A 14469-nucleotide genomic window follows, 5' to 3' on the forward strand; every position below is an offset into this window, starting at 1 on the left:
CAATATGTCAAATCTTAGTTATTCTCGATTATCCGTAGTTGGAAAGTATTTAATATTAATGATATTCCTCGTATCAATTGGTATATCCTGCAGAAAAGATGTAGATAATTCAGATCCGTTATTGGAAAAGGCAAAATCAATTTACAATCTTAATGAACGTGATATACTTAAGAGTTTTTCTAATAACTATGTAATCCGACCTAAATGGGAAAATTCTGTTAGAAGTAACCTTAATGATAAATCATCTGTTATAAAGATAGAGATAGGACAAGGTAAAAGTCTTGGTTTGTTAGAACTGGTTCTAAGTTTAGATGAAGAAGGCATATTAAAAAATCAAATTGTTGAAACAATTCCAGAAGGCAATTCTTTTAACAATAAAAATTCATTTTCCGGAATTAAAAGTTTCTACAACCAATCCGGCAAATTTAAAGTTGGTGCGATTTTCAAGAAAGGTACATATTTTGAAAGCTATGTTCCTAAAGATTACTTAAATGATCTTAATAAAAAAAACATAAGTGGTCGTATAAGTAACGAAGCGATTGACTTAGATGAAGTTGTAGTGATTGGTCATAGACAAGGCTCTAGTGATTATTATTTTATCACTATCCCATTTAGCTTTTACATACCTACAGGAGGTGTCTATAATGACCCCTACTCCGGACTCTGGATATATCTACCATCAGGATCAGGTATTCCTGCTCCGACAGCAGATAATTGGGAGAATATAATAAGAAAAAACGTTCCTCCCTGTATAAAAGATGTACTTAATCAATTGACAATATACGCTCAAGGAAATTCAGTTGGAGATATTGTGCAAACTTTTTCTAATGGTAGAACGCCTACATTCAACTGGACATTAAATTCAGGTCCTTTAACTAATGGTGCTGGAGCTTCAACTACACCTGTAGTAAGCAATGGTGTGGTCACTACAACATTTGATCTTGAAAAACTCGGAAATGCTTCGGACATATCAATTGCTAGAACTATCCTTCATGAGTCTATTCATGCATTTTTAGTTTGGGAATTTAGAACTAATCCGAACGCAAATACATCAGGAACATACGCTGAATTAATTTTCTCATATAGACAAAGTCAAAATTTAAATTATTCCCATCATGCGTACATGCCAATTCACGTTAATAACATTGCAGCAGCACTTAAACAATATGGTGTAAGCAAGGGCTATAATTATAGTGATCAGTTTTATAATGACATGGCTTGGGGTGGATTAACTCATGATTCTGTAAATTCTATGTCTAGTTCATTTATGAATGCAGTTCCTAGTGCTAGTGATAGAACAAGAATCTTGCACACTTTAGCTATTGAACAGTCTGGAAAGGATATGAATGGTAATCCTCAAAGCCAGCATGGTACAAAAATTAACTGTAATTAATTTAAAAATAATTAATGAAAGCTATATTCTTATTACTGCTTATGTATTTGCCTATTATTGGTTCATGCCAAACTCGAGAAAGCAAATCTTATTTCAAGATTGATTCAATTCGAGAATCGTCTATACTATCTAATAAGAAAACCGCTCTATTTATTAGGGCTAAACCATTATATGATACAAACAGCTCTGTTCCTATTCTTTGGTCTTTTCACAAAAAAGGAGAAATAATTAGCGGACAAAATAACCCAATCGATAGCTTTAGCTATTATAGTTTTATCATATCAAACTATAAGTTTAAGTACTTACAGATTGATTATCCTGGTTTTTTATCAGCTATCATTAGAATAGATAAAACATATAGAGGAAAAAAAGTATATATCACTGCCTATTTGGCTGATGACACGAAGCCATTAAACTAAATAGGATATGATTAAACCTACAGTTTTTATTGTATTTATTGTAAATATCTTTCAATAATACAATAAAAACTGTAATTAATAAATATAAATATGAAGCCTGTAATTACTTTTTTTTATATTATAATTATATTTTTATTTACTTTTTATATAGAATCAAATATTATTTCTTCAAATAAAGATAATTTTCTTATAAAGAATACTACCATATTATCTTACTATTTAAATAAAAAAGATACTCTTGGTTATAAATCTGCTCAATTTTTACTTGAGCAGATTTATTTGAAAAATGTCATAAAGTTAAATAGTGAAAATATTGATCCTTACTACCTTATTAATAATATAGATTTATCCTTAAAAATATCAAGAGAAAAAATTTTAAATAAAAGTATTACATTCAAAAATTTTTGTGAATATATTTTACCTCATAGAATTGCTCATGAAACTTTAATTAATTGGCGTAGCATTTGTTTGAATAAATACAAAATACAGTCTCTTGATAATGATATATTGAACATATTTAATATCAACAAAAGTTTAAAGTCTCGTTTTAAATATTCAACACCAGATTACTCAGCACAAAACTTAAACTGGGTAGAGTTATCTAATAATTTTAAAGGTGATTGCTGGACTATGGCGTATGCAAGCTTATATCCTTTACGATCAATCGGTATTCCGGTAACAATTGATTATGTACCTAGATGGGGCAATGTAGATGGAGGGAGTCATGCTTGGAATGTATATATTACTGATAAAATCTCCTTACCATTTATGGGTTGTGAAAGCGATTCATTTAATTTTAAACCACTTAAGGTTTATAGAGAAGATCGAATTCCAGTAAAGGTCTATCGGCTTAACTATTCATCAGATTCTTCAAATAACATTACTACTTCTCTTTTGTATAAAAGTTTACCAATACAAAATTCTATAGATGTAACAGATTTATATGTATCAACTAAAGATATTGTTATTAAGGATAAACCTAAGTCGACCAATCATTATCTTTATCTTTTTACATTTAATAATGGTAAATGGAAGCCAAGTATTATTTCAAAAAAAACTAATAATAAGTTTTTTTTCGATAAATTACCTACTGATGTTGTCTTTATACCTGGAATATTAAAAGAAGATAAATCATATTACTCTTACTATCCATTCTACATTGATAAAAAAACAAAAAAACTTATTACACTAAAAATAGAATGTAATTCTTTACAAAATATAAAAATTAACTATACTCAATCTAAAATAGTTGATGAACAATTAGTATACTCTATACCTAATATTTCAGGTGATACTTTTTTTGATACTATGGATAGCGTCCATGCAAATTTAAAAAGAAGCAAGCCTAAAGTAAATAATGTATATTCATTATACTATTGGAATAAAGGCTGGATATTTCACTCTTCATCAAAGCTCAATAATAAACATTTTTTTAAAAATGTACCTTCTAATACATTATACAAAATTGAATCTGATAGCTCACCTGGTTCTCATAGATTTTTTACCTACGCTAATGGTAATCAGTTATGGTGGTAGATAATATATTTATACTTCTTTAATTCTATAAATGAAATCATTCGGTTATTAATATACATCTTATTATAATACCCCAACTATTGTATCATACTTGTATTTATGAACTAATTAGCCAATACTGTAAAGATTACCTTAATAATTATAATTTAGAATCTAATAATTTATAAATGAAGTTATGTGTTCTATAGATTCTTTAGTATCAAAGAATCTATAGAACACATAACTTCATTAAGTAAGTTTACTTTTCTAATCAGCGTCGGCTGAGTGCATCCTGTGGAAACTCTATTAGGTTAAACATCTCTTTCATTCGGTCATACAATCGAATCCCTTACAGCTCTCGTAATTGCTGGCCACTGAGGTTTGTAATTAGATGCGTTTCTTTCAAGAGCCGTCGGGAATACCCAGATACAGCATTTCTTCAATGACTTCCTTGCTTTACCCGTACTGCATAGCCGTTGATACAATGCCTATATCATAGATACATAAGCCCACGTAATCGTGCCCATAATATTCGCGTCGAGTCACGGGTAAGAGTGCCGTGTATTTCGAAATGGTTTCTTCTCCCTGAGCCGTATACTGACGGGAGATCTCAATCTAATCGACGACCTTGAACGGATTCATTGGATTCATCCCCATCAACCGCATCAGCATCGTTTTATCCGTACCTACATTCCCGAACAGTAGAATACCCTTGCTGGGATTTAGCTGGTGCCGGATGTAGGACTGATCACCTGAAAAGAAAGCGGCGAGCCTTTGGTAAACTTCCTGGTTAAATAAATCCAACTGGAAGCTTCGATTTTCTCTTGATAGGATTAGCTCTCCTTTGCAAACGATGGAGTCCAGAAACTCTGGATAGTTTCGGGGCACCGGAATGATCTGGTGAAGCTGATTGAGTTTTTCGATCCGGGCTTTGCGAATCACGTTTCGAAGTTCATCGACTGTTAGTTTCGGAAGTGACTGACCAGGTACTAAATCCAGTGCTGCCTGGTTCAATAGCCTTGCCTGTTCGCTCGGATCTTCGGGTTGGGTGTTCATACGTTTCAAGTTTGAGGATATGGTTGGCTAGATGGCGATTCAATATCGTGCAGATGGGCAGATGGTGGCGTGCTTCCAGGTCTGAAAAAACTGAAAGTACCACTTCAGATCTGCCGCCGGATACAAGGGACGAAAGCATTCCTGAAACGTCGTAAATTCTGAAAATTCGGTTTTAAAAAAACGGTTTTTCGGTTTTCCCACCCCACCCCCTTTTTCCTCTATTCTAAACTATCCCTAACAGGTTTAGAAGAATAATAAATTTTTAAATTTTCTTCTTCTTCGCGTATACGCGTGTGTGTAGTTGCGTTGCATTCCGCCGAAAGAATTCCCGCTTGTTGTACTTAAAAGGACTTTTTTGTCTGCCGCGGCTAACCGCCTTCCCTGCGCAGCGGTTATCTCAATAGCAGCCCTTATGCTGCGCAATGCATGCTAACGCATACGGACCCTGGATATAAGGTCTCAGGTCTTGCAGGAGCTGGGACCAGTCGTCTAAAAGAGGAAGTCCCAGCACAGCACTGACCATAGGCATAAAGATCCTGATAGATAAAGTGCATCTTGCTGGCCTAGCTAAGCGGCGGATTAGCTTGTTGCAGCCCCACAACTAAGTCCGGTTGGTGGGATACCTGGATAGCCCTAGAAACACAGTATCGTTTGCATATCAACATCAGTATACAAGCTCATTCATTTCAAAGCGGATGAGTAAAACTGCCCCGGTGATCATCTCCGTACGGATTCATCACGTGTAGCGTTAGCGGGCGTATGGTTCATGAGACATTCGTTGACATCCTTAGCGGAACCCAGTAAGACCCGGGCATCGATGATACCCTCCCGCCTGGCTTGTACTTGCCGGGTAGCTTTCTCTCCCGCCGCATCATTATCCAGCAAGAGAATAACCCGGGTATATGAACCCAGAACCGGGCTTGCTTTCTCGAGCAAGGCCAGGGAGTTTAGCACTAAAACATCCAGGGGAAGATGCTGGAAATAAGTTACTACCGAGAGAAAATCCATAAAGCCTTCCAGCACTAAGAGCTGGGGATGGCCGCCTTGCAAATGGGTATAGCTTTTGGGCGAAGAGGATCCCTTAAAGTACGGACTTCGCAGCTCATATCCACCCCGGTCGTTTTTAAAGCCAATGGCCCGGTAGGTTTTCCCGTTGAGTTGATAACTTATCTGCTGACAATACCGCCTCAGCATAGCCGGGGCGATCATTCTTGATTGAGCGTAGGCTAACAGGCGCGCATCAGACAGCTCCCCAACGCATTGGATGACTAGCCCTGGACGCTTCACATACGCTTTGGCAGAAACGGGAATACGTTCCGGCCAGTCAGCACCTTCCGCTAGTTTTTCGAGCACGTCCCGGGGACTACACTTCCAAAGCAGGCAGCCCAGATCAATAATTGTGCCTCCTTTGCCTAGGCCATGATCGTACCAGAGATTGAGCCGATTATCCACCTTAAAAGAAGGAGTTCGCTCGGCTCGCAGGGGAGATACATACCAGTAATTCTGACCGCGGATGTAGGTAGGCTCCGCGTAGTACTTTTCCAAGAACCCTACTAGCGATAGGGCTTTTGCTTGCTGAAAGGTCATAACAGGAGAAGTAAGAAGCGTGAACAACAAAGGATTGGATGCCCAGGAGCATTCAATCACTTGAAGACAAATACTAAAGCGATCATCAGCAGCGCAGCAAACGTGAGTAAGGCGCAGCACTGTCAGGTGAGAGTCGCAGAGGCTGACTAAACGATGCGGCGTACAGTTTATCAGCCCTTAGGTAAGCAAGCGCGTTAGCGGTGAGCGCTGGTTTGCGAAGGCTTGGGTAGGTTCTTGCCCTACCAAGCACCCACGTATACGGTGTGCGGCTCCATGATGAGCCGAGCGGCCTGCCTGGAGTGCACAGGCGTGTCCGTTTCGGCGGCAGCGATTACGGATGCTCCAGGCAGGTTCTGCGGCAAGTTAGCTGCAAGCAGCAAGAGCAACGCTACTTCCGTCGGTGAGGTAAAAAAGGAAGTACTCATGACTTTAGCTGTTTTGATTGATAAGCCAAAGCAATGTGGAAAAATCGCGCCGAATACAACGGCGTAAACGTCGTTTCATTTTATACGCTATATCCTCTAATTTTTTTAAGCGCCTGATAGGCTCTGTGACCGTACGTATTTGAAGGGAGTTTCCTCAAAGCCTCACTCGTTTGCTTGGTATGTCTAGTAAAATCTTTGACGAGGTTTTCGACGGCAATATCTGAGTAGCATGAAAAGGTACGCTTAAGTACTTCGCCATATTTATCAAGCGTAACCTTTTCTGTAGCTGAGGCTTGATTAAGCCGATAGGTAACATGCATTAAAAGGTTTAATAACTTTTTATAATCGCCGGGAGGCAGTTGCTGAAGTATAGGAGCAACATCGGGTAGAATTGCTTCGTTTTCAGAAGATGGGTTTTTAAACATCATACCAAGCACTTTAATAATCTCAATCCCTGATTTATAATAAGACGACGTTCGAAAATAGGCCGATTCATGAAAATCGAGTAGAGAAAGCCAAATAGTAAGAATCTCCTCCAAAGAATGGTAAAGGGGAATTTTATATACTTGACCACGATCAGCGCATGATTGTTCATTGGCTTGCCCCCCCTGTGTACGCTTATCTTTTGAAATTATTTTTTCAGGTTCCTCTTTCACTAAAGGACGATAGATATTGTATTCCTTACAGGCAAGCACCAAGCACGCCTGTACATACCCTAGTGCAAATACGTATTCAGGGTCTGATCTTCCATTAAACCGAACATGATGTAAATTATCTTCTACTAATTGGAGTAGTGTAGAAAGTTTATCTTCAATGGGAAGACTTACATACGTAATTCCTAATTCTTTTTCAAAACCCTTCAATCCCTTATTATAACCAGCTAAAAATAATTCAATAAAATCATCCAGTATGTTGGCAGGTAAATCCGTTTTACCTTTTTGAATGAATTTATGAGGTTGAGTAAATAATGTCTTTAAATGAAAATCGTTAACCCAAACCTTCTGTTTTTTCAAAATAACTAAATCAAATCTCCAATTGTTAATAAACAGGTCAAGGGTTGGTTCAGGAAAAGACACTTGAAAATAAATTAGCCCATTTCTGTATACAATATCTGGAAAGCCCTCTTCAATCTTTTCAATGAATCCTAAGTGCGGAATAAAGCTGGGAAGATGAATAAAAAACATAGCTTATTAAAGTTACATCGTTAAAGACTTACTTCATAGCAATATACTCATATATAGAATACCGTACCGACTAAGACCCAGTACTGGACTTGTTTTTCTAGCAAATCAGTAAAAGACTCCTTCTTCACGTGTGGCTGGATGTGCCTGAAGGCAAGGGGGATATTCCCCATGAGCCAAGTTCTACCGACCTAGTTTTACGAGCTATCCAAAACCTACCCAGCCAGCACCTCTTTGTTAAAGAAGCAGGTGGTGTAGGGATTACCAACGGATTGATTTTCGAAAAATACGCTGACTTGGCTACCCATAAGTGTTTCTTTTTAGTGGCGGGACTAGTGTTGCTCAAACGATGGTTTATTAGTGAAGCACGTTTTGAAAGAATCCGTGCGTTGCCATAAAAAGGCGATGTAGGTAATCGGTTTGATAGGATAAGGCATCGTATACTTTCATTGAAAAGCGGTCGAACCTATTCAAGCTAAAGAAGCGAATTTTGAGCAGTAAAGCCATGCATAGTTTACCTATCAAAATAAGCCGAGTTTCCTAAAGCTTTGGAACGAGGGAAGCCCTTACTTTTAACAACCCGAGAAGAAAATTATTTGTAGGACTCAGCTCGATCAAAACTATTAAATCTGCACGTCAAGTCAGAAACTTTGGTCCTTTTAGATCCAATTATATCGTACGCAATGCGTAGTAGCTTGACGTAAGTCCCTCCTATTTAGTACCAGGATTACCCAACGCTGTATTCCTAGAGGGATCTTTTTCCGCCCCAGAGCAGGCCTACCCAGGGATGATGAAGTAGGTGCCAGCCTATTTCATCAACGAATAAGGCCCATCATTCGGCTTCCTCTTGAGTTGGGTTTAGTGGCTGAGAATGTAACCGGCCCGCTCCCTTTCACTACCCACAACTTTTCCCCGGCTTTCAGCCTTCTTCGCACCTCATAATTCTGTTTGCGTGACGTTCGCCGGTGTTTTCTCTTAAATCCGGTTCGTTTCATTCCCGTAAACCCGTTTTTGACTTTCTTACGACTCGCCTTTCACCTTCCCTTTCTTCGCATCAAGCCCATACTGCATCGCCTCCTACCAACGCTCTTCAGCCCGTATCACTAGTAAAATCACGGCGGATTTAGAGAAGGCATAGCTTACCTGGCGTTCGCCATCGACCGCTCAGATACTGAGCGATCAAAGCAGGCAGCCTTACTAATACAACCAAAAGCCCTAACGGGTATCCACCCTTTCAGCATTACTACTGCAAATGCTTTCTTTCTTCCCTTTTGCATGACCTTCAAACAGGCGCTGGCATTAAAACCCAACGTTTGATAGGGATCACTGTTCGTGTAGACCAAAACCATCACTCGTGAGCAAGAAGACCTTTTAAGTGAAATCAATACCCCTTTATTTCGTTGTATAAAACCTCACCCGATTTTAACGCTCAGCAGATGAAAGCGTAGATGAACAAGCCTACACAAGTCCACACGCATGAGGGGGTATTTTTGTTTGCTCGTACTGAAACACGGCACTACTTCTTTACCCATACCAAAGTCGATAGTTACGTGGGTATAGTGGCTGTTTATCGAAAGCTTTGAACGCACCAAAAGTTACTGCACTGTGTTTGCTGCTTGGCCATGACCTGATATACTGGAGCCGTTACTTTAGCTCCCTGGACCGTTATTTAGGCCGTAAGCGTTAGGGTGACGCGGGCTACGCCCGAGAGGAACGGGTCGCTGAACTTAGGGCCTGTTCTCCGGCGGCTGACCTGAGCTTTGAACCGATACCAGAAAGCCCGCATACCGTTTCTAGGTACTCTTGGCTGCAAATGCGCAAGCAGGTTATATATTTTCTTTCCTCCGTCCGGGTTTACCATCAGCAGCGTAGGCCGAATCAGTGGCTCTACACCTTCTCTATGACTATAGTACATGTGTATACAATCTGTTTGATCTTTCTGTATGAAAGCTCAGACCATGAAACGCAATACCTCCCTTACGTTCGGAAGCTGATGGCTACGAATCTAAATATGAGGTGATCTTTAAGTCAGCACTTTTAGCTCACGCACCAGTTTTACTTTTCATATCCAGCTTTATCATAGGTTTGATAAACCTCACCGGTGAAACTACTGAGTTGCTTAAGGGCTCCCTCGGAGTATGGAATATGCAACCAGTTTCACGGCCGTATCGGATTGATCGTATTCAAACGATTGTCTTATCTGAGGATTTAATGATTTACTTAAATACGTATATCCTTAAATTATCAGATAAGTAATTATTTAAATACTTACTTACTCAAATCATCATTGATCAGTTGTAATACGTAATCCCGGATGGATAGATCTTCTCCTGCCAGTTTAATCTTCATTTTCTTATAAAGGTTTTTGGGCATGTCTACACTGATACGGGTAAGCTCAACCTTTTCAGAATGAATGTTTTTTACTTCTTTTTCGGTTTTTTCTACGTCAATGGTAGAGGATTTAACGGCAATCTTAGGAGCCAAGCCCAGAGTCTTCTTTAAACCAACAGATTCTTTAGCCATGGGATTATGCGTTTACAAGTTCCATATACGTAATTAACTCATTATATAAAGCAACCATCTCATTCTTGGCTTTAGGGTCTTTGTATTCAATGACCCCAATTCCCTTAATGACGGCTTCCCGGTAAGCCGTGCGATTTCCCAGCGCGGTCTTAAATACGGCAATGCTGGTATCCTCTAGTACTTCGCGTACTTCCTTGGCTAAGTTGGTCTGCGGTTGAAACTGGTTAAGAATGAAATAGGCAGGGATTGCACTTTCCTTTTCGTTTACCGCATCCTGGTATCGCTCCAGAAACTGTTCGGTTGCCCAGATATCCAGACCGCTCGGAAGAATGGGAATGAGTAATACGTCAGCGAGGAGTATAATTTTACTGGTGACCTTATTTAAGGAAGGCGTTCCATCAATTAGGACGATTTCGTAGTCTTTCGCCAGGTGTTTCACATTCTTAGACAATTCGATCCCGTCTGGCATGCCTACCACCGGGATACCTGGGTATTCTTCTGATCTAAGACCTGACCAGCGAATCGCACTCTGATTTGTATCGACGTCTACGATACAAACCTTATAGCCGGCATGAGCAAAGCATGCGGCTAGATTCTGAGAAATAGTTGATTTACCTACTCCTCCCTTTAAGCTTGTTATAGAAATGACCATCTGACTTACGTTTACGCAAGTATACGTATTTTCTCAAATACGTATATCATTAATTGTTTAACTCCTTATATACTTATTTAAGTAAATACGCAAATAAGGATAAGCGCTTGTTGTAGATCAGAATTTTAAGTCGCAGCTGTTAAGAATGTTACCTTTACTTTCAACCGTACCTGAACGAACCAGAGGGCTGGTATTATTAGTAGCAAGACCTCACTTAACTCCAGCGGCGAAAGTTAAATTTCAGCTGCATGGCCAGGTAAATAGAAGCCTTCAACGCTCATGTCCCTTTGAAAGGAGGTATTTTAAAATAGAGCAAACCTTTAAGTAACTACTAAACTTGATAAGTAAATCAGTAGCCGCGTATTTACTTATGTACTTAAATCATGAAAAGTTGAATTCTAAAATCAGGATGGTGAAGTAGCATCCTTTTGGTTAACTGATTGTTAACGTAAGCATTGGTTCAGACTCTCTTCCAACGGCCTGAAATCTTCTTAAGGTTCATTGGGCAGCCTGGCGAGGTCTAAACAGTTAGTAACCAAACGTCTAAAGCTAGATGATGTAGTTCGAGGGAATTGTAGATCTATTTCACCGGGTATTGATGAAAGGAAGAGGTGTTGTAATAATAAGTTGAATTATAATAAACTACACCTCAGCAATTTAGGTACTTAAGTAAAAACTTATTTACTTAAGTACGTATTTAAGTAAATAAGTACTATTAAGGTGAGTTAGAGGTAACGGTGGTAAAACTGGAACCCCTTATCCCTAGAAACTCGTGCTGGGTAAATCATAGGGTTACCTTAAGATGAAAGAAGGCAATACAATCAATTCGTCTGCTAAGAAGCTGACTGTATTTATAACGTTCCTAAAGTTTTCTCCATCGTAGCATTAGGAATGATCTCCAGGTGATGGTCAGCTTGTAGCTAGGGGCAATTCTTACGAAAAAAGCTTTATACGAAATGAAGCAGGGTATAGAAGCTTACCAAAAATGGCCGCGATGAATACACAGCTGATGATTGGGAGAGATCAGCTGTGTGAAAGAAGGGAATCAATACTAATCGTGTACTCGTGCTCAACCAAAGACGCTCTACAGGGCATTTGATGATAGGAGCTTGGTTTAAATGCATTTAAGTCGGGTTCAGCAAGAGTAACGGATAAGAACTGGGTACAACATGCAAGTATTCAAGAGAGCGGTCGAGTGAGAAACCTTGGTTGTGCGTAACCTATGGTTCTTGATCTAGGCTGTTGTTTCGGCTTGGCATCGAATACTAGTAATCCTTTGAGAAGATACGGCGGAGCTTACCAAACTTTTGTACAGAAAGACTTCTTAATCCATTAATCTCACCAGGTAGAGTCTAACACCTGTAATGAGTCAGTGTCCTCTGGCTAATTGATGAGCGTCGGTAGGGAATCTACTTAAATGACGTTGCGAAGTATAAAAGTCAAAACCAACGCCTCTGCGCGTGGCAGGATGACTACCTTACCTTCTTGAACTTTGGATGGCTCCTGTTCCAAGTGGTTATAACTCAAACCATTGGTAAAGAAGACAGGCACGTACCGTATTCTGTGAAGTAAGCTTTTGATGAATGCTTCCATTGTATTTATTCTAATACACTAAACGAAACAGAAGTAAAGAGTGATTCTTAAACTACGGTATTACCACAAATTGCATGAGGTTTTGATCAAAAGTAGGGTGGTGATTGAGGGGATTGAAGATCAGCGGTAGCTAGCTTTAACTATAACTACAAAATGCATGAGATTTTCAAAAGTAATACGTAAAGCAAAATATGATAATATTCTGATATACAGATATTTAACGGCTGGTCACTAGAGCAAAAAACCACAGATTGCATGAGATTTTGCTGATTTAGATAAACTATGCCTGCTTTTTATGATAAATAGTTGACTAATAATCAGCCTTCTAAACATAGATTGAAGCAAAAACCACACATTGCATGAGCTTAGTTAACTATCTGTATGTCAGAAGTTTAGATCGGGTTAATTACCACAAAATGCATGAGATTTTTCGATTTAAAGGCGTAAGGGAAGAAAGGAAATTAGGACAGCATGATCACATGCCCAGCTAAATAGAAAAGTAGCCATGTATTAAACATACTATAATTTTTAACTATCTGGTTTTCAGTTGTTTGGTGTGTATGACTTAGGGTAAATAAAAAATAGACTATTTGAAACTAAATAGTTAGTTTAAGTACTAACCTAGTTGATGTTGATTTCACTTTCCTTTCAAAAAAATCGCGTGCGGCGTAGCCGACGCAGGCCGAAAATGAGCTGGGCCAATTAATTGAAATAAATTGTAATTATATTAATTGATTGATGCGCAAGTGTGGATAACTATTGTAAGTTACTGATAATTAGTTAATTACAAGTCCGTATTGCCACAAAATGCATGAGGTATTACCACAAAATGCATGAGGTATTACCACAAAATGCATGAGATTTTCAATAGGATATTACCACAGAATGCATGAGGTATTACCACAAAATGCATGAGGTGAATATATATAACCACAAGAAAAAGCAACATGTAGTTTTTTACTGTGGTTATAGTTATTATTTTTAACTGATTGTTTGACCGTTTGTGCCTGTCTATGAAAAGTTTAATCCACATTAGTAACAGCCTTAACCTGACCAAGCAGGAATTTACTACCGTAGAAAAGCACATTCTACTAATTACACTGCTGCACCTGAAAAACCGACAAGGCTTTGGGGTGAATGTCGATGACAAACTAATTGTCACCTTTCCGGCTACAGATATTAAGGAAACCAACCTGGTGCGGATTAAAGACTCTCTCGACAAAATAACGTCCCGGAAAATATTCTTCGATGAGTCCACCAAAAGCAAAGATTACTTTGGATACATTGTTCCCTTCACCTATGCCAACTATGAAGCCAAAGTAGGAGCTCACTCAACCATCACAGTGGAACTCAATAGCCGATGTAACAAACTCTTTCTGGAACTGGCCAACGGCTACACCACTACGGACCTACAAACCATTCTAAGCCTGAAAAGTGTTCATGCCATTCGAATGTATGAGTTGCTGATGATGTATCGCAAGAAAAACGAATGGCTTGTTGAAATAGATCGGTTAAAAGGGTTACTGGGTTTGAATTTAAGTGCTTATAAAAGCTTCACCGACTTTGAAACTCGCATTCTAAAGTATACCCAAAAAGAACTATCGGAACGCTGCGGTCTGTATTTCGACTGGGAAATTGCCGCCAAGGAACGAAAGAAGATTGTGGCCCTGAAATTTAGTATCAGGGAAGCAGAAGGGCTGGAAAGAGAATTACTGGCTGAAGAAACGAGTAAAACGATTGACTACGTTTCCTCATTAGGCGACATTCAGGTAGCCAGTAAAGTCAGAGCGGCTTGTGAAAAGTATACGCTAAGCGAAAAACAGATTCAGTGGATACTGGCGAGTCAGGAACGCATCAGCGAGCTGATTCGTATTGATCTCATCATCGAAGATAAGACGACCAAAGGCAAAGGACCTAAGAATCGAACTAAGTACCTGGCCAAGAGCTTAGGGCTCGACAAACTAAGCTGATCTGCCGGAAAAGGTCAGCCTTTCCATTTGTATCCCAATTTGATAGGGCTTATCCTCGAAACAGCCGTAATCTACATTTGGCGGCACGGCCTTGTCAGGGCTAAAAGAGGATAAATAAGGGCCTTTCTTAGGCGGTAACCCTGTTCACACTACTG

11 protein-coding genes are annotated in these 14469 nt (G+C 39.1%); 5 read left to right on the forward strand and 6 right to left on the reverse strand.

Features of this window, described 5'->3' with window-relative positions:
• The first annotated feature begins 4 nt into the window (after nt 1-4).
• The 3 genes from C5O19_RS24485 to C5O19_RS24495 all read left to right on the forward strand — a co-directional run bounded on the left by C5O19_RS24485 (nt 5) and on the right by C5O19_RS24495 (nt 3348).
• Nucleotides 5-1393, forward strand: a complete 1389-nt coding sequence (locus C5O19_RS24485) for a hypothetical protein (RefSeq protein ID WP_133163449.1) — start codon at nt 5-7, stop codon at nt 1391-1393.
• 14 nt (nt 1394-1407) lie between these two features.
• A complete protein-coding gene (locus C5O19_RS24490; protein WP_104716003.1) occupies nt 1408-1812 on the forward strand; it encodes a hypothetical protein in 405 nt (134 codons plus the stop codon).
• Nucleotides 1813-1902: 90 nt separating this feature from the next.
• Nucleotides 1903-3348: a transglutaminase domain-containing protein gene (locus tag C5O19_RS24495; protein WP_104716004.1), complete on the forward strand. Its 1446-nt coding sequence runs from the start codon at nt 1903-1905 to the stop codon at nt 3346-3348.
• A gap of 594 nt (nt 3349-3942) precedes the next feature.
• Here C5O19_RS24495 and C5O19_RS24500 read toward each other — a convergent pair.
• The 4 genes from C5O19_RS24500 to C5O19_RS24515 form a co-directional block, all read right to left on the reverse strand.
• Nucleotides 3943-4383: a hypothetical protein gene (locus tag C5O19_RS24500; RefSeq protein WP_104716005.1), complete on the reverse strand. Its 441-nt coding sequence runs from the start codon at nt 4381-4383 to the stop codon at nt 3943-3945.
• Between the two features lie 717 nt (nt 4384-5100).
• Nucleotides 5101-5970 carry a toprim domain-containing protein gene (locus C5O19_RS24505; RefSeq protein WP_104716006.1) on the reverse strand — a complete coding sequence of 290 codons (870 nt, stop codon included), beginning with the start codon at nt 5968-5970 and terminating at the stop codon, nt 5101-5103.
• 239 nt (nt 5971-6209) lie between these two features.
• A complete protein-coding gene (locus C5O19_RS24510) occupies nt 6210-6395 on the reverse strand; it encodes a hypothetical protein (protein WP_104716007.1) in 186 nt (61 codons plus the stop codon).
• A gap of 80 nt (nt 6396-6475) precedes the next feature.
• On the reverse strand, nt 6476-7579 hold the full coding sequence (locus C5O19_RS24515; protein WP_104716008.1) for a hypothetical protein: 1104 nt from the start codon (nt 7577-7579) through the stop codon (nt 6476-6478).
• A gap of 128 nt (nt 7580-7707) precedes the next feature.
• Between C5O19_RS24515 and C5O19_RS25895 the strand changes: the two genes are divergently transcribed.
• Nucleotides 7708-7974, forward strand: a complete 267-nt coding sequence (locus C5O19_RS25895; protein WP_133163450.1) for a hypothetical protein — start codon at nt 7708-7710, stop codon at nt 7972-7974.
• 1870 nt (nt 7975-9844) lie between these two features.
• On the opposite strand, the gene C5O19_RS24530 is transcribed toward C5O19_RS25895, so the two are convergent.
• Both C5O19_RS24530 and parA read right to left on the reverse strand, forming a co-directional pair.
• Nucleotides 9845-10099, reverse strand: coding sequence for a hypothetical protein (locus C5O19_RS24530; RefSeq protein ID WP_104716011.1), 255 nt, complete (start codon nt 10097-10099; stop codon nt 9845-9847).
• 4 nt (nt 10100-10103) lie between these two features.
• Nucleotides 10104-10751 carry a ParA family partition ATPase gene (gene parA, locus C5O19_RS24535; RefSeq protein WP_104716012.1) on the reverse strand — a complete coding sequence of 216 codons (648 nt, stop codon included), beginning with the start codon at nt 10749-10751 and terminating at the stop codon, nt 10104-10106.
• Between the two features lie 2606 nt (nt 10752-13357).
• Here parA and C5O19_RS24540 point away from each other — a divergent pair.
• On the forward strand, nt 13358-14314 hold the full coding sequence (locus tag C5O19_RS24540) for a replication initiation protein (protein WP_104716013.1): 957 nt from the start codon (nt 13358-13360) through the stop codon (nt 14312-14314).
• The last annotated feature ends 155 nt before the right edge of the window (nt 14315-14469 follow it).

It is taken from the genome of Siphonobacter curvatus (assembly GCF_002943425.1).
GTDB lineage: Bacteria > Bacteroidota > Bacteroidia > Cytophagales > Spirosomataceae > Siphonobacter > Siphonobacter curvatus.

Excerpts from the sequence above, each read along its gene's own strand:
- C5O19_RS24500 (WP_104716005.1), bottom strand. The coding sequence starts at position 4,383 with ATGAACACCCAACCCGAAGATCCGAGCGAACAGGCAAGGCTATTGAAC.
- C5O19_RS24495 (WP_104716004.1), top strand. The coding sequence starts at position 1,903 with ATGAAGCCTGTAATTACTTTTTTTTATATTATAATTATATTTTTATTT.
- C5O19_RS24515 (WP_104716008.1), bottom strand. The coding sequence starts at position 7,579 with ATGTTTTTTATTCATCTTCCCAGCTTTATTCCGCACTTAGGATTCATT.
- C5O19_RS24490 (WP_104716003.1), top strand. The coding sequence starts at position 1,408 with ATGAAAGCTATATTCTTATTACTGCTTATGTATTTGCCTATTATTGGT.
- C5O19_RS24540 (WP_104716013.1), top strand. The coding sequence starts at position 13,358 with ATGAAAAGTTTAATCCACATTAGTAACAGCCTTAACCTGACCAAGCAG.
- C5O19_RS24530 (WP_104716011.1), bottom strand. The coding sequence starts at position 10,099 with ATGGCTAAAGAATCTGTTGGTTTAAAGAAGACTCTGGGCTTGGCTCCT.
- parA (WP_104716012.1), bottom strand. The coding sequence starts at position 10,751 with ATGGTCATTTCTATAACAAGCTTAAAGGGAGGAGTAGGTAAATCAACT.
- C5O19_RS24505 (WP_104716006.1), bottom strand. The coding sequence starts at position 5,970 with ATGACCTTTCAGCAAGCAAAAGCCCTATCGCTAGTAGGGTTCTTGGAA.
- C5O19_RS24485 (WP_133163449.1), top strand. The coding sequence starts at position 5 with ATGTCAAATCTTAGTTATTCTCGATTATCCGTAGTTGGAAAGTATTTA.
- C5O19_RS24510 (WP_104716007.1), bottom strand. The coding sequence starts at position 6,395 with ATGAGTACTTCCTTTTTTACCTCACCGACGGAAGTAGCGTTGCTCTTG.